Origin of the sequence: Nocardia brasiliensis NBRC 14402, assembly GCF_000308475.2 — a bacterium.
In the GTDB taxonomy this organism is placed as follows: domain Bacteria; phylum Actinomycetota; class Actinomycetes; order Mycobacteriales; family Mycobacteriaceae; genus Nocardia; species Nocardia brasiliensis.
Genome location: NZ_BAFT02000068.1, coordinates 19,542 through 40,790, shown reverse-complemented (window position 1 = coordinate 40,790; position 21,249 = coordinate 19,542). Strand labels below are relative to the sequence as shown.

Annotated in this window: 12 protein-coding genes; 5 read left to right on the top strand and 7 right to left on the bottom strand. The window is 69.7% G+C overall.

Annotated elements, in window-relative coordinates; all coding sequences use genetic code 11:
- Nucleotides 1–71: 71 nt before the first annotated feature.
- The 6 genes from TY25_RS24865 to metH form a co-directional block, all read right to left on the bottom strand.
- Nucleotides 72–1,886: a choline/carnitine O-acyltransferase gene (locus TY25_RS24865; protein ID WP_042259771.1), complete on the bottom strand. Its 1,815-nt coding sequence runs from the start codon at nucleotides 1,884–1,886 to the stop codon at nucleotides 72–74.
- Nucleotides 1,883–2,719, bottom strand: a complete 837-nt coding sequence (locus TY25_RS24860; protein ID WP_201773701.1) for a class I SAM-dependent methyltransferase — start codon at nucleotides 2,717–2,719, stop codon at nucleotides 1,883–1,885. The genes TY25_RS24865 and TY25_RS24860 overlap by 4 nt, the downstream gene beginning before the upstream one ends.
- A 61-nt stretch (nucleotides 2,720–2,780) precedes the next feature.
- Nucleotides 2,781–3,644 carry a HalD/BesD family halogenase gene (locus tag TY25_RS24855; protein ID WP_042259768.1) on the bottom strand — a complete coding sequence of 288 codons (864 nt, stop codon included), beginning with the start codon at nucleotides 3,642–3,644 and terminating at the stop codon, nucleotides 2,781–2,783.
- Nucleotides 3,645–3,868: 224 nt separating this feature from the next.
- Nucleotides 3,869–4,507 (bottom strand): HAD family hydrolase, encoded by a 639-nt coding sequence (locus tag TY25_RS24850; protein WP_042259766.1) that lies wholly within the window; start codon nucleotides 4,505–4,507, stop codon nucleotides 3,869–3,871.
- Nucleotides 4,508–4,653: 146 nt separating this feature from the next.
- Nucleotides 4,654–6,351 carry a serine/threonine-protein kinase gene (locus tag TY25_RS24845; protein ID WP_042259765.1) on the bottom strand — a complete coding sequence of 566 codons (1,698 nt, stop codon included), beginning with the start codon at nucleotides 6,349–6,351 and terminating at the stop codon, nucleotides 4,654–4,656.
- Between the two features lie 391 nt (nucleotides 6,352–6,742).
- Nucleotides 6,743–10,339 (bottom strand): methionine synthase, encoded by a 3,597-nt coding sequence (gene metH / locus TY25_RS24840; protein ID WP_088606749.1) that lies wholly within the window; start codon nucleotides 10,337–10,339, stop codon nucleotides 6,743–6,745.
- Nucleotides 10,340–10,476: 137 nt separating this feature from the next.
- On the opposite strand from metH, the gene TY25_RS24835 reads away from it, so the two are divergent.
- Nucleotides 10,477–11,361: a PAC2 family protein gene (locus TY25_RS24835; RefSeq protein ID WP_029902048.1), complete on the top strand. Its 885-nt coding sequence runs from the start codon at nucleotides 10,477–10,479 to the stop codon at nucleotides 11,359–11,361.
- A 508-nt stretch (nucleotides 11,362–11,869) separates the two neighbouring features.
- Here TY25_RS24835 and TY25_RS24830 read toward each other — a convergent pair.
- The gene (locus TY25_RS24830) at nucleotides 11,870–12,175 is read right to left on the bottom strand and encodes a hypothetical protein (protein ID WP_029902050.1); all 306 of its coding nucleotides are present in this window, start codon (nucleotides 12,173–12,175) and stop codon (nucleotides 11,870–11,872) included.
- A 352-nt stretch (nucleotides 12,176–12,527) separates the two neighbouring features.
- Between TY25_RS24830 and TY25_RS24825 the strand changes: the two genes are divergently transcribed.
- The 4 genes from TY25_RS24825 (at nucleotide 12,528) to TY25_RS24810 (ending at nucleotide 21,248) form a co-directional block, all read left to right on the top strand.
- A complete protein-coding gene (locus TY25_RS24825; protein WP_342448139.1) occupies nucleotides 12,528–13,643 on the top strand; it encodes an NsdA family TPR-like regulatory protein in 1,116 nt (371 codons plus the stop codon).
- Between the two features lie 175 nt (nucleotides 13,644–13,818).
- Nucleotides 13,819–15,561, top strand: a complete 1,743-nt coding sequence (locus tag TY25_RS24820; protein WP_342448146.1) for a TIGR02677 family protein — start codon at nucleotides 13,819–13,821, stop codon at nucleotides 15,559–15,561.
- Between the two features lie 85 nt (nucleotides 15,562–15,646).
- The gene (locus tag TY25_RS24815) at nucleotides 15,647–17,059 is read left to right on the top strand and encodes a TIGR02678 family protein (RefSeq protein WP_042259962.1); all 1,413 of its coding nucleotides are present in this window, start codon (nucleotides 15,647–15,649) and stop codon (nucleotides 17,057–17,059) included.
- A 4-nt stretch (nucleotides 17,060–17,063) separates the two neighbouring features.
- On the top strand, nucleotides 17,064–21,248 hold the full coding sequence (locus tag TY25_RS24810) for a TIGR02680 family protein (RefSeq protein WP_042259762.1): 4,185 nt from the start codon (nucleotides 17,064–17,066) through the stop codon (nucleotides 21,246–21,248).
- Nucleotide 21,249: the final 1 nt, after the last annotated feature.

The following is a 21,249-nucleotide window of genomic DNA, read 5'->3' as shown; positions in this document are numbered from 1 at the left end:
CGAACGCCGGAACCGAGCTGAGCACCGCAGTCGGCGCCTTGCTGGATTCCGGCGTTCCGGGTCGAGACCGATCAGCTCGGGCTGAGCAGTGCCTCCAGATCGGCGACGGCGGTGCGGAGGTGGTCGGCGAAGGCGTGCATCTGGTCGGCGACCGCGGTGGGGGTGGCGAGGTAGAGGTTCCAGCGGTCGGGCAGCAGGACGTAGGCGACACCGATACAGCGCGGGCTGGTCGAGCCGAAACCGAAGTAGCGGATGTTGACCGACGGGGCCGAGCTGGTGCTCAGGTAGTCGTCACGCATGATCGTCCAGCCGGGGCTGTCGTAGAGCGGAATCGGCTCGGTGACACCGAGTTCCGCGCCGCGCCGACGCTGGATCCACTGCAATTCCCACAGGTGCTGTTCCGGCGCGTCACCGGCCTGGCACTGCTTGGCCCTGGCCACGTGCGCGGAGGCCGCGGTCCGCGCCGCCGCGAGCCGCGCGTCCCGATCGGCGGACTCGTCCTGCATCGCGTCCACGAACGCCACCATCTCCGGCGTGATCACCCGCATCGCCTCGGTGCGGCCGTTGCGGTACTGCCGGGTGGCGATGGATTCGTAAGTGGCGCCGGTGATTCCCTTGCTGCGCCGGTGCGCGAGCTGATAGCTCAACTGCGCGAACGCGTCCGGCGAGATGCCGAGCTGCTTGGCCCGCGTGGTACCGAAATCGGTGAAAGAGACGGTCTGCGTGGCGTTGTCGGCGGCGTACCGCGCGAAATCGGCGCCCGCGGCGGCGATGTCGTTACGCTGTGCCGCGTCCAGCACGAACTCGATCGGCTCGACGGCCGGTAAACCCTGGGCCCGCGCGCCGGATCGGGCGGCGTGCTCCTGCGCCGAGGTCTCCAGCATCGCGTCCACGAAGGACAGGATGGTGGTGCCGTCCAGCCCGCAGTGCTCGATGTTGATGCCCGCCTGGCCGTCGCCGAAGACGATGAACGACACCGACTTGTCGAACCAGCGGTTCGCGCTGTCGCCGTGCAGCAGTTGATCGCACGCGTGCAGCTCGTCGCGCGGCGCGAAATCCTCCAGGCAGACGCAGAACAGCGCGGTCTCGATGGTGTCGAGGGCCGCCGCGTTCGCCGGTTCGGCGAGCAGCGACTGCCTGCTCGCCGCCCATTCGGCGCGGGCCTTGGTGGTGAGATGCCCTACCGCGGAATCGGTTCGGGTCGAGCGGGCGCCGGCCTTGAGCACCTCGCGCAGGCCGTCGGCGAGATCGTCGAGCGAGTAGGGCGCGCCGTCGGCGCCGAGCACGTCCATCCGGAACATGCTGCCGCGGAAGAAGACCACCACGTGCTTGGCGGTCGAGGGCCCCGGCCATTCGGCGCTGTACGGGACGCGCACACTGTCCTGTTCGGCGCCGGGAATCCGGGTCTCGGAGAACAGGTACTTGTTCTGCCACATGGACAGCGCCTGCCCGCGCTGCAGCACCGGCGGGATCGCTTCCCGGTCCAGCGCGAGCTTGTAATCGACTGCGGCGCTGATGATCCCCGCCGCCCGCGCTACCTGGTTCGCACCGGTCGAGGTGGCCAGCGTGGTCTCCTCCCGGAACAGGAAGAAGAAGTTCGCGTTCAGCGCGATCCGATCGCGCCGGCCCAGGTAGCGCGACGGCCAGAACAGGTCCAGCCAGCTGCCGACGCCGGGCGTGGCGTCGTATTCGGCCAGCGCCGCGTGCAGCGTGCGCGCGGGGCTGTCCGGGCGCAGCAGGTCGGCGACCGCTGCCTCGGTGGTGGCCAGTTCATCGGCGGTGAGCAGCGGTGCGCACCACTCCAGAAAGCGGTGGCAGCTGGCCTCCAGCGTCGGCAGGGGCACCCGGGGCAGGGTGTCGTCGGCGGCGAAGGTGCGTTCGGTCAATGCTGGTCCTCGGTGTCGGCGTGGTGCTTCGGCAACGGTCGCGATAGATACAGGCCGGCGTAGAGCCAGCCTTCGGTTTCCCGGTCGGTAGTGTCGATCCCTTTGGCGGACAAAGTGTTCAGCACCTGGGTCTGTTCCGCGACGGAGGCGAACCTGCGCTGCTCGAACAGCCCGGGCGCCTGCTCGGTCCGGTAGCCGAGCGCCGCGAGTTCGGCGGCGATCGGCGCGAAGTCGAACATGCGCAGCACGAAGTGTGCCATCCAGGGGCGGCGGCGCGGATGGGCGGTGGCGACTCGGGCCAGAGTTTTCTCGGTGACGTAGCCGATACAGCCGGTGGAGATGATGAGGTCCGCGCTCGCCAGCAGCTCGCGCTGCTCGTCGGTGGGCTCACCGGATTCCAGATCGGCGTGCACGGTGTCGTGCAGCAGTCCCGCCTGCTCGGCGTAGCCGAGCGCGGGCGCGGAGGCGTCCATGCCCAGGAAGCGGACATCGGGCAGACCGTCGGCGGTGCCGAGTTCCGCGCGATCGCGGGCGATCAGCGCCGCACGGTCGCCGTCGGCGGTGCGATAGTGCTCGGTGAGGTCGTGCATTGTGGTGTCGAAGCGCAGCAGCGCGGCGTTGACGCCGTAGGAGCAGCCGATGTCGAGCACCGTGGGCGTGGCCACCCGCGCAGACGCGCGGTACTCCCGGATCTGTTGCTGGAAAATCGGTTTCGCCAGTTCGGGAATGCGATAGTCGAGGTCGGACATGCGGGCGTAGTAGTCGCGGGGATCGGGACGTTCGTAGATATCGTCGAAGGAGGCTTTCCCGGTCGTGTGTAACGGCACTGCCACAGTCGTTCCTCTCGGGTCGAGCGGTGTTTCCCGATCGACGTGGACGATCGGGCCGTTCGGCTCAGTCGAGCAATCGGTCACCGCGGACGACGTCGGCCGCGGCGGCCAGATGGTCGGGAAGTACTCGACCGAAGAGTTGCCGGGTGCGCTCCACCGTGCCGATCACCCCGGGCCGGTCGGTGTAGGCGAAGATCGCCGAATGCCGCTGTGCCGCACCGTCGACGGGCGAGACCCGGTGCAGTGAGAAGCGGCCGCGGAACAGTTGCAGATCGCCGGGGCGCAGCTCGAGCCGCTGGATCAGCGATGCGCCCGAGCCGGTGAGCACCGCACGCACATCGTCGAGCCGCTCGGCCTCCGGCGTACGAATGTTCGGGCAGTACTCGAAGATCCCGCCCGCCTCCGCGGGTTGGGTGAGCATGCTGACGGTGAATTCGTTGGTGTCGAAATGCCACGGGTGCGACATGCCCGGCGCGACGACGTTCAGGCACAGGCCGGCCAGCGGGTCGGCGAACTCGTGCAGTTCGGCCAGGTCGAAGCAGTCGGCGACGAAGCGCTGGAACCGTGCGTCGACGTAGAGCCGATGGATCAGCGCGTCGCCGGGGATGCGGTCGCGCGGCACGAAGGCGTTGCCGCGTTCCAGCACGATCCGGCCGGGATGATCGTCGGGCAGTTCGGTGTCCAGCGGGATGTTGTAGGCATTGACCCGCTCTACTTCGTAATAGGCGTGCGGGGCCATCGCCGCGCCCTGCGCGCGCAGGGTCTCGGTGAGTTCCGGCCGAATGAAACCGCGCAGTACGGTACATCCGCTCGCGGCCAGTTCCGCCCGCGCCGCTGCCACCGCAGCCTGCCGGCCCGGGTCCGCCGCATCCGCCAGTGGATACCGAGCGGTATCAACGATCTCGTCGAGCACACCCGTGGCTGCCATGGCGACATTCTGGTAGAGCGAGCGGACGACACGCCCGAGATTCGCCGAGATTGCCGGTGATCGCGGTCACAGGTATCAGCTGGGCGCACTACCGTTGCGGCACAGTAACTCTCGGCAAACGCGCTCGGGTGTGTCGCGCGCCGACCATGATCGACTCCGAGCGCCGCGGGCCGGTTTCACCCGCCGTCGCGTTCCCCGACGAGGCCGCTGCGGCACCGAAATGCTCAGTCGCGCAGCAACAAAGCGCGTTCCAGATCGGCGACGGTAAGTCCCACGAGCGAATCGCGGAACATCCGTCCCGGTCCGTCCGGAACCGCGATCTCACAGGGCACCACGAGCACCGCGCACCCCGCCGCGTGCGCCGCCCGGACACCGGTCGGCGAATCCTCCACGGCCACACAGTGTCGCGGCTCGACCCCGAGCAGTTCGGCGGCGCGCAGATAGACATCCGGTTCCGGTTTGCCGCGCGACACCTCGTCACCGCACACCGAGAGGTCGAAGAAATCGCGGCCCAGCGTGTCCAGTCCGAACTCGGCGAGCGACCGCTTGGTATTGGTGACGAGGGCGGAAGGAAGACCGGCCGCACGCACCAGTGCGAGCGCGTCCTTGGCACCGGGCCGCCACGGAATCGGCCCGGTCATCAGCTCGGCCACCCGCCGATCGAGGAATTCGGCGGCCTCCTGCACGGCGACCGGCGTCGGATCGATATCGAGACTGGTGAAGATGATCCGCATCGCGTCGTCCCCGGACGCGCCGATCAGCGCATGCCGGATCTCGTCGGTCATCTCGTGCCCGAGTTCGGTGGCCAGCTCCCGCACGCCGACGTCCCAGAGTTTCTCCGAATCCAGGAGCGTGCCGTCCATATCCCACAAAACAGCAGCTGGTCGCGCGGTCACACATCTCCTCGTCCGATTACCGATCAGGCCGTAGCCACGATAACCGTCGCCCCCGAACCACCACCGTGGCCAGTTGCCGAGTTGTGGCCTCTACCACGCCCCGAGCGGCCCGCTCACGTACCCGAGGCGGTGATCAGCATGCGGCCGTTTTCCGAGGAGACCTGGAACCAGCGGGTCTCGTTCACCGTCTCCCCGCTCTTCTTCACATAGACGAGCGACGCGACGGCACGGTTCTCGCCGTTCGGCGTCACCGAACGGACGGTGATCGAGCTGATCGTGCCCCACCAGCGGACGTACTCGTTGTAACCACCGGCCACGCCCTGGTACGACGGCGCGAGCTGGGACCACGCGGCGCTGGGATTGCCGGGCAGCATGCCGTAGTAGCCCTGCACGAATTGCGCGACCTTCTCCGGGGTCGGCGGGCCGAAGGGGGTCGCGGTGACCGTGGTGGTCGGCGGCTTGGCCGACGAAGACGGCGGGGCCGAAGACGGCGTGGGCGTGGGGCTCGGGCCGGTGCTCGAGGTGGGCGTCGGTTCGGTGGTGGGCGCCGGCTCCTGCGGCTGCTGCGGTTGGGGTGCGGGCGCGTCGGTGGCGGGCGGCGGGCCCGCGACGGCCGGGGCCGCGCTGCTGGGTCCGGGCGGGGCCGCGGTGCCGCCGTCGGTGCCGTTGCCTCGCACCAGGAGGGCGACCAGACCGATCACGACGAGCACCGCGACGAACGCGCCCGCGCCGAGCAGCAGCGCCCGGTTGCGTTCCGGCATAGCACCCGAACCGGCGGGCAGCGTGGCGCCGGCCCGGCCGGGCGGAATCGGCGGCTGCACGGAAACGGACTCGGCGACAGGCGGATTCGTCAGCGCGGCGGCGGGCACCACGGTGGTGGCCGCGGTCGCGTTCGCGTTGTCGGCACCGGGGCGCGGCAGCACGGTGGTCGCGCCGTCCCCGCCTGGGGCGGGCATGACCTTCGTCGAAGGCGGCGGACCGAGCGTCGGAACTCGGCCCTCCGCAACGGCTTCCAGCGCCTGCTGCGCCTCGCGCATGGTCGGGCGGGCATCGATGGTGGGCGCGAGCAGCCGCATCAGCACCGGGCCGAGCGCGCCCGCGTCCTTCGGCTCCGCGATCTCCGCGCGCGCGACGGCGTGCAGCACGGCAAGCGGGTTGTCCCCCTCGCCGAACGGCGGCAGGCCCTCGACCGCCGCGTATAACGTTGAGCCGAGGGCGAATACGTCCGAGGCCGGTTCCGGGTTCTCGCCGCGCGCCACCTCGGGCGCGAGGTAGGCCGGCGTGCCCGCGAGGAAGCCGGTGGCGGTCACCGTGACATCGCCGACCGCGCGGGAGATGCCGAAATCGGTGATCTTGACCGTGCCGTCGTCACCGACGAGCAGGTTCGCCGGCTTCACGTCGCGGTGCATGATGCCCGCTTCGTGCGCGGCGGCCAGCGCCCCCGCGGCCTGCGCGCCGATCTTGGCCACCTCGGTGGGCGCCAGCGTGCGCTTGCCGGAGAGCTTGGCCGCCAGGCTCGGCGCGTTCATGTACTCCATCACCAGCCACGGCTGGCCGTCTTCCTCGGCGACGTCGAAGACGGTGATCGCGTTCGGATGATGCAGCCGGGCGGCGATGCGGCCCTCGCGCATGGCGCGCAACTTCGCCTCCAGCGCCGCCGAGCGGGTCAGCCCAGGCGCGAGGATGAGCTGCTTCACCGCGACCGTCCGGCGCAGCCGGACATCCGTGCCGCGCCAGACAACCCCCATGGCACCTGTGCCGATCGGATCCGTGAGTCGATACCGTCCCGCGATCAATCGGTCCGCCGTCATGGTGTTGTGCCTTCCTGCTTACGCCCCGAGCCTGTACCGCACCGGCGCGCAACGCTCGGAGATGTCCGAAATTGCTACGCGCCGAAGTACTTTGCACCCGTAAACAGCGATGGCTACGCATCCGCCGACTGCCCCGGATGCAGTTGCAACGCTTCCGACAATGGCATACCCACCCGACACACATCCACCTCACCGCGAACGCCCGGGCGATCCCCCAGGTCAGCGACCCGCCACGCCGGGAGCCGAAATGCCGTCGGCGCGTCGGAATCTCCCCGCATCATGACATATGGGCAGGTAGCCAAGGCCCTGTCGAGACGCGAACAGTGTTCCGCCACCGTGACCACGATCACTGCGGACGGACTTCACCTGCTGAAGCCGCGCGGGTCGCGGGTCAGGCGTTGAAGTACTTCGCCTCCGGGTGCAGCAGCACGAACGCGTCGGTGGACTGCTCGGGATGCAGCTGGAGTTCCTCCGACAGCACGACGCCGATGCGGGCGGCCTCGAGCAGGTCCACCAGCTTGGCGCGATCCTCCAGATCCGGGCAGGCGCCGTAGCCGAAGGAGTAGCGCGCGCCGCGGTAGCCGAGCTTGAAGTACTCCAGCACGTCGGTCGGATCGGAATCGGCCACCGCGTGCCCCTCCAGGGTCAGTTCCTCGCGGACCCGGCGGTGCCAGTACTCGGCCAGCGCCTCGGTGAGCTGCACGCCGATGCCGTGCACCTCGAGATAGTCGCGGTAGCTGTCGCCCGCGAAGAGTTCGTTCGCGAAATCGGCGATCGGCTGCCCCATCGTGACGAGCTGGAAGGGCAGCACGTCGACCTGTCCGGTCTCCTTCGCCCGCTCGCGCGAGCGGATGAAGTCGGCGATGCACAGGAACCGGTCTCGCTGCTGGCGCGGGAAGGTGAACCGATACCGTTGCGGCGCATCGGGTTCGGGCTCGGTGAGCACGATCACGTCGTCGCCCTCGGACACCGCGGGGAAGTAGCCGTAGACCACGGCGGCGTGCTGCAGCACGCCCTCGGTGCTGAGCCGGTCCAGCCAGGCGCGCAGCCGCGGCCTGCCCTCGGTCTCCACCAGTTCCTCGTAGCTGGGCCCGTCGCCGCCGCGCTGGCCGCGCAAACCCCACTGCCCGAGGAACAGCGCCCGCTCGTCGAGCAGGCCCGAGTATTCCTGCAGAGCCAAGCCTTTCACCACGCGCGTACCCCAGAACGGCGGCACCGGCACCGGCACGTCGGCCGCGACATCGGAGCGCTCGGGCACCTCGATCGGCACCTCGACGGCCTTGCGCTGCTCGGCGATCCGCTTGGACCGTTCGTGGCGAGCCTTGCGCTCGGCGGCCTTCTCGCGTTCGGCGATCGCCTCCGGGCTGTCCGGGTCGGGACCGCCGCCGCGCTTGCGGGTCATGATGTCGTCCATCAGCCGCAGGCCCTCGAACGCGTCGCGGGCGTAGTGCACATCGCCCTCGTACACGTCGGTGAGGTCGTTCTCCACGTAACCGCGGGTCAGCGCCGCGCCGCCGAGCAGCACCGGGAATTGTTCGGCGACACCCTTGGAGTTGAGCTCCTGCAGGTTCTCCTTCATCACCACCGTCGACTTCACCAGCAGCCCGGACATGCCGATGACGTCGGCCTTCTTATCCACGGCCGCGTCGAGGATGGTCGCGATCGGCTGCTTGATCCCGAGGTTCACCACCTCGTAGCCGTTGTTGGACAGGATGATGTCGACCAGGTTCTTGCCGATGTCGTGCACGTCGCCCTTGACGGTGGCGAGCACGATCCGGCCCTTGCCGCTGTCGTCGGTGGCCTCCATGTGCGGCTCGAGATAGGCGACCGCGGTCTTCATCACTTCGGCCGACTGCAACACGAACGGCAACTGCATCTGGCCCGACCCGAACAGCTCACCGACGGTCTTCATGCCCGCGAGCAGCGTCTCGTTGATGATCTGCAACGGCGGCACCTGCGTCATCGCCTCGTCCAGATCGGCGTCCATCCCGGCCTTCTCGCCGTCGACGATGCGCCGCTCCAGCCGCTCGAACAGCGGCAACGCCGCCAGCTCCTCCGCGCGCGAGGCCTTGGACGAGGACGCCGAGACGCCCTCGAACAGCGCCATCAGCTTCTGCAGCGGGTCGTAGTCCTCGGTGCGCCGGTCGTAGACGAGGTCGAGCGCGGTTTCGCGCTGCTCGTCGGGAATGCGCGCCATCGGCAGGATCTTCGAGGCGTGCACGATCGCCGAATCCAGTCCGGCCTCGACGCATTCGTGCATGAACACCGAGTTCAGCACCTGCCGCGCGGCGGGATTCAGGCCGAAGGAGATGTTCGAAAGGCCAAGGGTGGTCTGCACATCCGGGTGCCTGCGCTTCAATTCCCGGATGGCCTCGATGGTTTCGACGCCGTCCTTGCGCGACTCCTCCTGGCCGGTGCCCAGGGTGAAGGTGAGCGTGTCGATGATGATGTCGCTTTCCAGCAGTCCCCAGTTGCCGGTGATGTCGGCGATCAGGCGTTCGGCGATCTCCACCTTCTTCGCGGCGGTGCGGGCCTGGCCCTCCTCATCGATGGTGAGCGCGACCACGGCCGCGCCGTGCTCGGCGACCAAGGCCATGGTCTGCTGGAAGCGCGATTCGGGGCCCGCGCCGTCCTCGTAGTTCACCGAGTTCACCGCGCAGCGACCGCCGAGATGTTCCAGGCCGGCCTGCAGCACCGGGGTCTCGGTGGAGTCGAGCATGATCGGCAAGGTCGAGGAGGTGGCCAGCCGGCTCGCGAGCGCCTCCATATCCTTGGCGCCGTCGCGGCCCACGTAGTCGACGCACAGGTCGAGCATGTGCGCGCCGTCGCGGGTCTGGTCCTTGGCGATGTCGAGGCACTTCTGCCAGTCCTCGGCGAGCATCGCCTCCCGGAACGCCTTGGAGCCGTTGGCGTTCGTGCGCTCGCCGATCATCATGATCGAGGCGTCCTGCTCGAACGGCACCGCCGTGTACATGCTGGCGACGCTCGGCTCGTGCTCCGGGTGGCGGCGCTGGTCGATCGGCGGCAACTTCGGCTCGATCTCGCGCACCGCGGCGGTGACCTGCCGGATATGCTCGGGGGTGGTGCCGCAGCAGCCGCCGACCAGGGCGAGCCCGAACTCGGAGACGAAACCGCTGAGCGCGACCGCCAGCTCCTCGGGCGTCAGCGGGTACTCGGCGCCGTTCGCGCCCAGCACCGGCAGGCCCGCGTTCGGCATCACCGACACCGGCACCTGCGCGTGCCGGGACAGGTGGCGCAGGTGCTCGCTCATCTCGGCGGGACCGGTCGCGCAGTTCAGGCCGATCATGTCGATGCCGAGCGGTTCGAGCGCGGTGAGTGCCGCGCCGATCTCGCTGCCGACCAGCATGGTGCCGGTGGTCTCCACGGTGACGTGGGTGATGATCGGGATCCGGCGCCCGGCCCGGCGCATCGCCGCCCGGCTGCCGGTGATCGCCGCCTTGACCTGCAACAGGTCCTGGCAGGTCTCGACCAGGATGGCGTCCGCGCCACCGTCGAGCATGCCGAGCGCCGCCTCGGTGTAGGCGTCGCGCAGCACGGTATAAGGAGCATGGCCCAGCGTGGGCAGCTTGGTACCCGGACCCATCGAGCCGAGCACATAGCGCGGCGTCCCGTCCGACGACGGGCCCATCTCGTCGGCCACCTCGCGGGCCAGGCGGGTGCCGCGCTCGGACAGGTCCCGGATCCGGTCGGCGATGTCGTAGTCCGCCAGGTTCGGCAGGTTGCAGCCGAAGGTGTTGGTCTCGACCGCGTCCGCGCCCGCCTCGAAGTACGCGCGATGAATATGGCGCAGCACGTCGGGGCGAGTTTCGTTGAGGATCTCGTTGCAGCCCTCGAGGCCCAGGAAGTCGTCCAGGGTCAGGTCGGCCGCCTGCAACATCGTGCCCATCGCACCGTCACCGATCACGACACGACGGCGCAGCGTGTCGAGTAGCGTGGTGTCGAACTCGGCGGGAATGGACGCAGACATGTGATCAAGGGTAATGGTCGGCTGCGACACCACAGCCTGCCGCATCTTTGTCTGCCCTGCCACACTCCCACGCCGCGCCGTCCCCATCCGCGATTCGATGCCGGACTTCGCCGCGCGCTGCCCACTATGCTGACCGAGTGAACCCCAGTGAAACTCCCGATCCGGAACTGCCGACGTTGCGGGATCCGGTGCTGGTCGCCGCCTTCGAAGGCTGGAACGACGCGGGCGATGCCGCGAGCGGCGCCGTAGAGCATCTGGAACTGATCTGGGACGCCGAGCCGCTAGCCGAACTCGACTCCGAGGACTACTACGACTATCAGGTCAACCGGCCGACCGTACGCCAGGTCGACGGCGTGACCAGGGAAATCCAGTGGCCCTCGACCATGCTCTCGGTGTGCTCGCCGCCCGGCAGCGACCGCGATATCGTGCTGCTGCGCGGCATCGAACCCAATATGCGCTGGCGCAGCTTCTGCGCGGATCTGCTGGAATTCATCGAACAGCTCGGCGTGCAGACCGTCGTCATTCTCGGTGCGCTGCTCGCCGACACCCCGCACACCCGTCCCGTTCCGGTCACCGGATCCGCCTACAGCAAAGAGGCGGCGGAGCGGTTCAACCTGGAACAGACCCGCTACGAGGGGCCGACCGGCATCACCGGCGTGCTGCAGGATCAATGCGTGAAAGCGGGCGTGCCCGCGGTGTCGTTCTGGGCCGCGGTGCCGCACTACGTGTCCCAGCCGCCCAACCCCAAGGCCACCATCGCGCTGCTGCACCGGGTCGAGGACGTGCTCGATATCGAGGTGCCGCTCGGCGAACTGCCCAAGCAGGCCGAAGACTGGGAGACCGCGGTCAACGAGATGACCGAGGGCGACGACGAGGTGAGCGAATACGTCCGCTCGCTCGAGGAACGCGGCGACGCCGCCGTCGACGTGAACGAGGCCATGGCCAAGATCGACGGCGATGCCATCGCCGCCGAGTTCGAAAAATATCTGCGCCGCCGCGGCCCGGGCAGCTTCGGCCTCTGACCCTCAGCGGTCCCCCGGTCAGCCAATGCCTTTCGCGGCAGCTCGCAGAATGTACTGCTGCTCAACAAGATTCCTCGCCGCAGGACGATGACACCGCCGGCTGCCCGAGGCGTTCGGCTGTATCACGTGGTTGCCCGCCATCGGCTGCACGGTCGCGAGGCGACCGGGGCAGTGGCGGGCCCGCTGGCCGACAGCGGCCGGTTGACTTGGGGGCCTGGCACTTTCGGCGTTCCCGATCGGGAACGACGGCGGCGGCCGGGCTGCTGCCGATCCGGCTGCACGGGATCCGGGTACGCGCGCCGTCGACGGCGGTGCCGAGGATCAGCTCGTTGTTCGGGATCTGCCGTGCGGCAGGTTGTTCCACTGGTCGGGCAGCATCCTGGTGGGCGCTGCTCGGCTCGCTGGCGGCCGGTGTGGTCGCGACGAGGGTGGTTGCGCAGGCCTGACGGCGTGGAGACCGGCTCGAGCGCGGGTGGCGCTGCGGCGATCAGCGATGCCGTCGGGCTCTTCAGGTCTCGATGGTCCAGACCTGGGCCGCGGCCTCTTGCGCCAGCTTCGCGAGCAGTATGTCGCGCGGGATCGTCTGGCCGGCAAGATGATCGAGCGACGGGACCACGACGTGGTGCGCGTCGGCTCGCTTGAGTTCCTGGGTCAGCTCGACGAATGCCGTGCCGTCACCGGAAGTCGATTCATGGAACGTTGCGGCGAAGCAGAGCCCTTCCTCGCGGGCGAGGGTGTTCATCGCATCCTCGAGCTCTTCGCTGTGGCCATCGGCCAGATCGTCACGCACGTATCCATAGATCAACGCTTCCACCCGAACCTCCGTTGGATTGGGTACCGCTGTTCTCATGTGGATCATCTCATTGTGTAGCACTTTGCCGTGCAAGGACAGATGCAATTGCATCTGTGTCGGACGAAACGGGTCCGGCAAACTTTCCGCTCCCATGTCCAGCATGCACAACGCCAAACTGCGAATGCAGATGTCAACCCACTGACACCTATATGCCCTATCTCGGCCACCGAGCGTTAACTGGTGCGATACTACTGTCGTGGCCGCTGGAGACGATCGACCCGTCTGGGCAGTCCGGATGCGCTCCGAACGCGATGCGCGGGGGTGGTCACAGGCCGATGCCGTCCGCGTGATGCGCGCCAAGTCATCTCACAACTTGCCGACCGACAGTACACTGCTGCGTAACTGGCGCCGTTGGGAATCGGGCGAGTCGCGACCGGATGATTTCTACGCCCCCATCATCGCCGCCGCCTTCGACACCGTCACGGCGGCGTTCTTCCCCAAAGCCAGGCCGAATCGCGACGACGAGGTGCTCTCGGCAACCGGCATGGACACCCTCGAGTTCATCGGCAGACTCCGCATGTCCGACGTCTCCCCCGCCACCCTCGACGCCATCCGGATCACCGCCGAGCGCCTGTGCTGCGAGTACTCCTACGCCGATCCGCACGAGCTGCACGCCGAGGGTACGAGCTGGTTGCGCCGGATCACCGCACTCCTGGACGGCCGACTGACTCTCGCCCAGCACCGCGACATCCTGGTGCTCGCCGGATGGGTCGCGCTGCTCGTCGGGTGCGTCGACTACGACCTGGGCCGCCGGACCGCCGCCGAGGCCACCCGCCGCGCCGCGTACTCGCTCGGACAAGAGGCGGAGAACGCCGAAATCACCGGCTGGAGTGCGGAAATGGCCGCCTGGTTCGCACTGACCCAGGGTAACTACCGGGGCGCGATCGACGCCGTCGACCAGGCGCTCGAGGCCAGCCGGAACCTGGGCGTCGGGGTGCAGCTGGCCGCGCAACGAGCGAAAGCCTGGGCCCGCCTTGGTGATCGGCACGAGGTCGAGACGGCGCTCGACGAGGGCCGGGCAATTTTGCAGCGACTAGATCATCCGATCAACCTGGACAACCATTTCGTCGTCGATCCGCAGAAGTTCGACTTCTACGCGATGGATTGCTGCCGCGTCGCGGGGGAGGATCGGCTCGCCGAGACCTACGCCAACGAGGTCATCCGCAACTCGACCCGGGCCGACGGCACCGTCCGTAATCCCATGCGGGTGTCCGAGGCGCACCTGACCCTCGCGGTGGTCGCGGTCCGCAATCGCGATCTGGAACTCGCGGTCGACGAAGGGCTGCGCGCGTTCGCGGGTAAACGCCGTTCGCTGCCCTCGCTGATGTGGATCGCGGGCGAGGCGGCACGCGAGATCATCGCCCGCTACCCGGGCGATCCGCGCACCCGCGTGTACCTGGACCAGCTGCGATCGCTCTCGACGGAGTGACCGGGAGCGCACCGGCACAGCCGAATTCAGCGGCGAACATGCGGCAAACCGGACATGGCCACGCCGAACCGGCCCCGTTCGTGCCGTGGGCGACCGGCCCGCTACTACCCTGTTCCCGGTGACCGACTCCGCCGACGGCGCCGCGAACGCCACCTCCGTCCTCTGGGACGACCGGCTGCGGCTGTTCTCTTTCGCCACCGCAGAGCGCCGCACCGATTATCTGTGGGTGCTGCGCGCATTCGACAGCGCCCGCGCCGCGTACGTGGTGTTGCTGCACGCCGATGATGTGGCGGAGTGGATCGAGCGCAACGGTCAGGCGCCGCGCACCCCGGGCCAGCTCGGCGCATCGTCCGCACCCGCGGCCACCACGTCCGGCGTCACCGCGCGCGGAACCGTCGGGACCGATACCACCGCGACGCTCACCGCCGATCCCGCGACCACCCCGCCGGAACCCGCTGACGTCGTGCGCCAGCAACCAACTGAGGACAATCGCGCTGCCGAGAACGCCGCCGACGAAGGTCCCGCGAGCGCTGCCGCCTGGTCGGATGTCCAGGGCGACCGTCCGGCCGCACCGCGCCTGACCGCCGCGGAGATCGGCCCGCTGCTCGACCAATTGCATCAGTGGGGCGTGCTGGAGCGCAGCTACGACGGCACCCGCGCCGCCACGCTGGCCGAATATCGCAACCGGCACTTCGTCTATCAGTTCTCCCAGGCCGGATTCCAGGCCTATCGCGCCGTGGCCGGCGTGCTCAACGCCCGGCTCGACGAGGCCTCGCTGTCGCGTCTGGTGCTGCCCGAACTGCTCGCCGATCTGCACACCCTCGCCGCGGCGAACCGGGACGGCGACGCCGAACGGGTCTACCGCACGCTGCGCCGCCTCGACGCCGCGCTCACCGATATGGCAGCGCGCGCCGCACACTTCTATCTCTCCCTCGGCGATCTGGTGCGCACCACCGAGATCACGCCGGAATCGTTTCTCGCGCACAAGGACGCGCTGCTCGCGCACATGCGCGAATTCAGCCTCGACCTGGCCCGGTTCACGCCGCGCCTGGCCGCCGCGATCGCCGAGATCGAGGAGACCGGCGTCGAGGACCTGATCGAGCGTGCCGCCGGGTGCGACGAGCGGGTACTGCTGAGTCCGGCCGAGCGACAGGCGGATTGGCAGGCGCGCTGGGACGGGTTGCGGACCTGGTTCGTCGCCTCCGGTGCGGGCGAGTCGGTGGGCACGACCGAGGCCGAGCGGTTGCGCGAGGCCACCATGAGCGCGATCGCGGCGGTGCTCTCGCTGCTGCGGCGGGTCACCGAGACCCGGCGCGGCGGGGTGAGCCGGGAGTCCGCCCTGCGGCACCTCGCGGGCTGGTTCACGGCCGCGCCGAGCGCGGACAGCGCGCACGCCCTGTTCGACGCGGTTTTCGGACTGGGCAGGCCACGGCATCTCGCGATGGAACATCCGGACGCGGACGTCATCCCGGCGCTGCGTTCCTGGTGGGAGGCGCCACCGCTGGAGATCTCGCGCACCCTGGCCGAGACCGGACGGCCGCCCTCGGCCGGCGCGCCCGCCCGAATCCATCGCAACGACGCGGGAATTCGACGACTGCGCGAGGCTCAGCTGGACGCGCAGCGCGCCCGCGCCGAGGCGGCCAAATCCCTGGCCGGTGCCGACGTGCACAACCGGGTGCTCGACGAGCGCGAGACCGAAGTACTGTTGCGCCTGCTGGATGCCGCGTCCACCGCGTGGGTGCCGGTGAGCGGGCGGGTCGCGGGGACGACGGGATCCGACAGCGGCGTGACCCTGACCGTGTCCGAGCATCCCGGTTCCACGGTGGTGCGCACCGCGCACGGACTGCTGCACCTGAACAACCGCAGGCTGGAGGTGCGCGAGACGACGCGGACCCGCGCGAACCGGAACGCTCGATGAACACCACGGCGCCGACCCCCGCCGCGCGCCGAGACGGCACGCCGCGGGCCGGCCGGAATCTGCGTGACACACTGGAGCGCTCATGATGCACGGACGCAAGATCGACTCGCTCGCGCTGGACAACTACCAGCGCGCCGCCCGGGTCATCCTCGCCAATCATCTGGTGACCAGGACCTATCCGGACCGGATCGCGCTGCCGCTGATCCGGCGCTGGGCCACGGAATTGCGCGAGGACCTGGCCGAACTGTTCGGCTACCGGCTCGAGGTCACCGAGACCACGGCCCGGGTGTTCCCGATCATCGATCGGCTCGACGCGGGCAAGCCCGCGCGCACGCCCGCCGACCGGGTGTTCGATCGCAGGCGCTACGCCTATCTCGCGCTCTCGCTGGCCGCGCTGGGCCGGGCAGGCGATCAGACCACGTTGTCGGAGTTGGCCGATCAGGTCGCCGCGTACGCGGGCCGGGTCGAAGGATTGGAACTGTCCACCGACCGGGCCGCCGATCGGGACGCCTTCGTGGACGCGGTCGGCTGGCTGACCCATCGCGGCGCGCTCACCCTGGCCGACGGTGACGCGGGCGGCTGGGCCAGCGATCCGGAGGCGGGCGAGGCGCTCTACGACATCGACCGGCCCGTGGTGTTCGCGCTGTTCCGGCCGCCGCGCGCGCTGCAACATCTGCACAGCGTGCGCGGGCTGCTCACCGAGGAGGGTGCGGGCGCGACGCACGCGCCCACCGCTGCGGACCTGGCCAGGCGGGTGCGCCGCGCGCTCGTCGAGCGCCCCGTGGTGTATCTCGAGGACCTCGCTCCCGCCGAACGCCCGGTGCTCGGACACGACCGGATCGTGGCCGATGTCGAACTGTTCACCGGACTGCGGGCCGAACGCCGGGCCGAGGGCGTGGCCTTGATCGATACCTCCGGCCGGCTCTCCGATATCCGCTTCCCGAGCACCGGCACGCTGGCCCAGGTCGGCTTGCTGCTGGCGGGCGAGATCGCCGACCGCGTGCTCGATATCGACAATCCGCTCGACCGGCGGCCCGCGCCGCCCGACGCGGGCGAGGCGCTCGCCGCACAACTGGACGGCGCGATCCCGGAGTCCACCGTCTTCGCGCCGCTCGCCGAACTGCGCAGCGTGTTCGAAGACCATCTGGCGCAGGATGATTCGGCGGCGGAGAGCGAGCGCGACGAGTCGTTCGAGGCGACCTATCCGCTGGTCGAATCGGCCTGGGTGCGCGAGACCATGCAGGCGCTCGCCGATCGCTACGGCGCCACCTTCGCCGCCCAGTGGCAGGCCGACGTGCCGGGGCTGACCACCGAGGTGGTCGCGCTGCTCGAACGGCTGCGCCTGGTCCGTTCGATCGAGGACGGGCTGCTGGTCCTGCCCGCCCTGGCGCGCTATCGCGGCGCAGTGGTCACCGTCCGCACCAAGCGCACCGAGGAACTGTTCGTCACCGCGGCCGACACCTACGGGTCCGACAGCACTGGCACGGAAGGGAACTGAGGCGATGTCGCTCATTCACGGCGGAGTGCGGTTCATCCCGACCCGCGCCGGGATCATCAACCTGTGGGACTACCGCGACCAGGAATACTGCTTCGCCGACGGCAGATTGGTGCTGCGCGGCCCCAACGGGTCCGGTAAGACCAAGGCGCTCGAGGTGCTGTTCCCGTTCGTGCTGGACGGCCGGATCGAGGCGCGCCGGCTCAACCCGTTCGCCGGTGAAGAACGCACGATGAAGTCGAATCTGCTGTACCGCAAGCAGGAATCGGCGTACTCGTACGTCTGGATGGAGTTCGCGCGCGGCAACTGGGACGACCCGGAGGCCGTGACCATCGGCATCGGCATGCGCGCCACCCGTTCCTCGGACAAGGTCACCCGCTGGTACTTCGTGGCCGACGGCCGGGTCGGCGTGGACTTCTCACTGATCGGTCCCGACGACCGGCCGCTCACCCGCAAACAACTCGCCGAGCAGATCGGCACCGACGCCATCGTCGACCGCCCGGTCGAGTACCGCAATGCCATCGACGCCCGCATGTTCGGGCTCGGCACCCAGCGCTATGACCAGCTGATCAATCTGATCCTCACGCTGCGCCGCCCGCAGCTGGCCAAAAACTTGGATCCGCGCGGGCTTTCGCAGGCGCTGACCGACGGTCTGCGCCCGCTCGACGAGCAACTGATCCTGGACGCGGCCCGCTCGTTCAGCGATATGGAGGAGGTCGGGCGCACCCTGGAGGGCCTGGTACACGCAGACAGCGCTACCCGGACCTTCGTCGAGGTCTACCGCAAATACCTTGCGGTGCAGGCCAAGACCGACGTAGACCAGCTGCGCACCCGGCTCGACGCGGTGACCCACGCGAGCACCGCGCTGTTCGCCGCGACCGCGCTGCGGGAACGTCGCGAGGCCGAACGCGCCACCGCCGAGACCCGGGCCGAGGACGCGGACCGCGCCTACGAGGAGGCCCTCGGCGACCGGGAGAACCTGCAACGCTCCAGCGCCTACGAGGGCAAGCAGCAGCTCGACGACCTGGCCGACGCGGTCCGCCGGCTGGAGACCTCGGCGGGCGTGCACGGCGACAAGGCGCTCAAAGCGCGCCAGACCCTGGACCAGCGGGCGCAGGAGGCCGAGCGGGCCCGCACCGCGGTGCACAGCGCGGCCGCCGCGCTGTCCCGCGGTGAGGACGAATTGCGTTCCGCCGCAGAGGAAGCGGGCATCGCCTGGACGCCGCTGTCGGAGGCTGCACGGGCCGACCAGCTCACCACCGCGGTCCGGTCGCATGCCGAGGAGCGCGACGCCGACGTGCGCCAGGTCCGGCAGACACTCGGGCTGATGGAAAAGGCGGCCGCCGAACGCACCCGGGCCGAACGCCTGGCCGAACGCGCCCGCGAATTGAGCGAAGCGGCCGCTGCCGAGGTCGCGCATGCCGAGGCTGCGGTCGTGCTCGCCCGCACCGAAGCCGCAGCGGCGCTGCGCAGTTGGTGGGACGAGCACCGCGACGTGTACTCCCCCATCAAGGACGGCTTGTTCGAGGCCCTCGACACCGCACTGGCGCAGGCCGGTTCGGAGGAGGCGACGGTCGCGGAGGTGCTCGCCGAACGCGGCGAACCGCTGCTGGACGAGATCCGCAACCGGCGCCAGGAGGCCCGGGGCCGGGCGGCGACGGCGGCCGCGCAGATCGCCGAGCTGACCGCCGAACGCGACCGCGTGGCCGCGCAAAGCGATGACGCGCCACCGGCTTTCGCCGCGCGGGCGCGCAGCACCGCGGACCGCCCCGGCGCACCGCTGTGGCGGCTGGTCCGGTTCGCCGACGATGTGCCGCCCGCGGCCGCCGCGGGCATCGAGGCCGCGCTGCATGCCGCCGATCTCCTGGACGGCTGGGTGTGCGCCGAGCCGCCCGCGCAGTACGACTCGGATCAGTTCCTCGTCCCGCTGCCCGACGCGGACCGGCCGAAGGGCCGCACGCTCGCCGATGTCCTTGTCGTCGAGGAGGATTCGGACGCGCTGACGGTGCCGCACCAGGCCGTCGCCGACGTGCTCGCCTCCATCGCGCTGCACGAGGGCAAGGGCGACCCGGCGGGCGGCCTCGCGGTGAGCACCGCGGGCGGCTTCCGGCAGGGCGTGCAGCTCGGCAGGCACCACAAGACCGATGCCGAATTCATCGGCGCCACCGCCCGCGCGCGCAGGCGCGAGCTGCGGCTGACCGAACTCGCCGCCGCGCTCGAGGCCGCGGCCGCGGCCGAACAGGCGGCCACGAACGACGAGGCCGCCGCCACGGCGGAACTCGCGCGAATCTCCGCGGCGGGTAAGGCTTTACCGCGCGCCACCGCGGTCGCCACGGCCCTGCGGGCGGTCTCGGAGACCGCGGGCATGATGCGCTCGCGCACCGAGGCCGCCGCGCAGGCCGAACGCGACCTCGACCAGGCGGTCGCCGAGGTCACGGCGGTGGAGAAGAAGTTGCGCGCGGCCGCCGTCAAACACCGGACGCCACGCGACCCGCGCGAACTCGACGCGCTCGCCGCCGCCATCCGGCATTTCGAGAACACCGGCACCGGTCTACTCCGGCTGCGCACCGAGCACGAGCGGGAACGCGAACGCGAACGCGAGGGGGCCGACCGCTACGCCGAGGCCAAGGATCTCGCCGAAGCCTTCGCCGAGGAGGCCGAGGCGGCCAAGTCCGGCTATCAGGAGCAGCTGCGCAAGCTGGAAACCCTGCGCGAGGCGCTGGGGGCGGGCGCCGCCGATATCGATCAGGAACTGGCGAAGGCCCGCGCGAAGATCGAGGCGACCAAGGCCGAGCAGAAGGCCGCGCGCAAGGCCGCCAACGAGGCGATCGAGGCGATCGGCGACGCCGAGGCCGCCTACCGGACCGCGCACGAATCGCTCGGCACCGCCCTCACCGAGGTGCTCGCCGACGTGAAAGCCCTTGCCCCGTATGCCCGGCCGGACCTGCTGCGGTTGCTCGGCGCACCGGCGGACGGCCGCTGGCCCAGCAGCGACGCCGCCTGGTCCACCCCGGAGCAGCTGCTGTACCGGATCGCGCAGGCCGGACCGGAGGCCGAGCCGCAGGTGCTGCCCGAAGAGGTCGCCGAACTGTTCGAGAACCTCAGCACCGCAACGGCGTCCGTGCGCGCCAGCGAGGCGACCCGCAAGTCGACCCGCAGCGCGGTCACCGCGGCGCTCCAGGAGTTCGATGCCGCGCTGGCCGGTTCGGGGCGGGACTATCGCCTGCAATGGGATGCCGCCGACGGGCTCACCGTGGTGCAGGTGCAGGACGACGACGGTATGTCGGCCCTCGCCGATTTCGCCGCCCGCATCGACAGCGCGCGCAAGGATCAGGAACTGCTGCTCACCGACGCCGAGCGCCGCATCCTGGAGGACGCGCTGCTCACCGGGCTCGCCCAGCAGATCTACGAACGCACCAGCGACGCCCGCGAACTCATCGCCAAGATGGGCGCGGAGATGAAGCAGCGACGGATGTCCTCGGGCAACACCATCGGCGTGCACTGGGTGCTCGCCGATACGCTCTCCGATCCCGCGCGCGCCATGTGCAAACTGCTCGACCGGGACGCCTCGGTGCTCGGCGCGGACGAATTGGCCACGATCCGAGCGCATTTCGCGTCGGAGATCCGCGCCGCGCGTGCCGCGCACCCGGAACGTTCGTACCCCGAGATCCTGGCGGCGACGCTGGATTACCGCACCTGGCGGGTGTTCTCGTTCACCCTCATCTCCGCCGACGGCAGCGAGGACAAGCTGACGGTGGCCAGGCACAGCGCGCTGTCCGGCGGTGAGCAGTCGGTCTCGCTGCACCTACCGCTGTTCGCCGCGGCGCACGTGATGCTGGATTCGGCCGATCCGCAGGCGCCGCGCCTACTCGCGCTGGACGAGGCCTTCGCCGGTGTCGACGACAACGGCCGCAGCGAATTGCTCGGCCTCAGTGTGCAATTCGACCTCGACCTGTTCATGACCGGCTATGACCTGTGGATCACCTACCCGCACGTGCCCGGCTGCGCCCACTACGATCTCGCGCACGCCGCCGCCGAGAACACGGTGAGCGCCACGCTCTTGGTCTGGGACAGCGGCGAACTGCTCGCCGAGCACGACGGCACCGATCTCACCGCCGCCCTCGGTTCGCCGAACCGCCGCCGTACCCATACCACCATCGAGGGCGGGCTGGAACTCACTCCGGTCAGCTAGG

Excerpts from the sequence above, each read along its gene's own strand:
- TY25_RS24850 (WP_042259766.1), bottom strand. The coding sequence starts at position 4,507 with ATGGACGGCACGCTCCTGGATTCGGAGAAACTCTGGGACGTCGGCGTG.
- TY25_RS24855 (WP_042259768.1), bottom strand. The coding sequence starts at position 3,644 with ATGGCAGCCACGGGTGTGCTCGACGAGATCGTTGATACCGCTCGGTAT.
- metH (WP_088606749.1), bottom strand. The coding sequence starts at position 10,339 with ATGTCTGCGTCCATTCCCGCCGAGTTCGACACCACGCTACTCGACACG.
- TY25_RS24810 (WP_042259762.1), top strand. The coding sequence starts at position 17,064 with ATGTCGCTCATTCACGGCGGAGTGCGGTTCATCCCGACCCGCGCCGGG.
- TY25_RS24845 (WP_042259765.1), bottom strand. The coding sequence starts at position 6,351 with ATGACGGCGGACCGATTGATCGCGGGACGGTATCGACTCACGGATCCG.
- TY25_RS24815 (WP_042259962.1), top strand. The coding sequence starts at position 15,647 with ATGCACGGACGCAAGATCGACTCGCTCGCGCTGGACAACTACCAGCGC.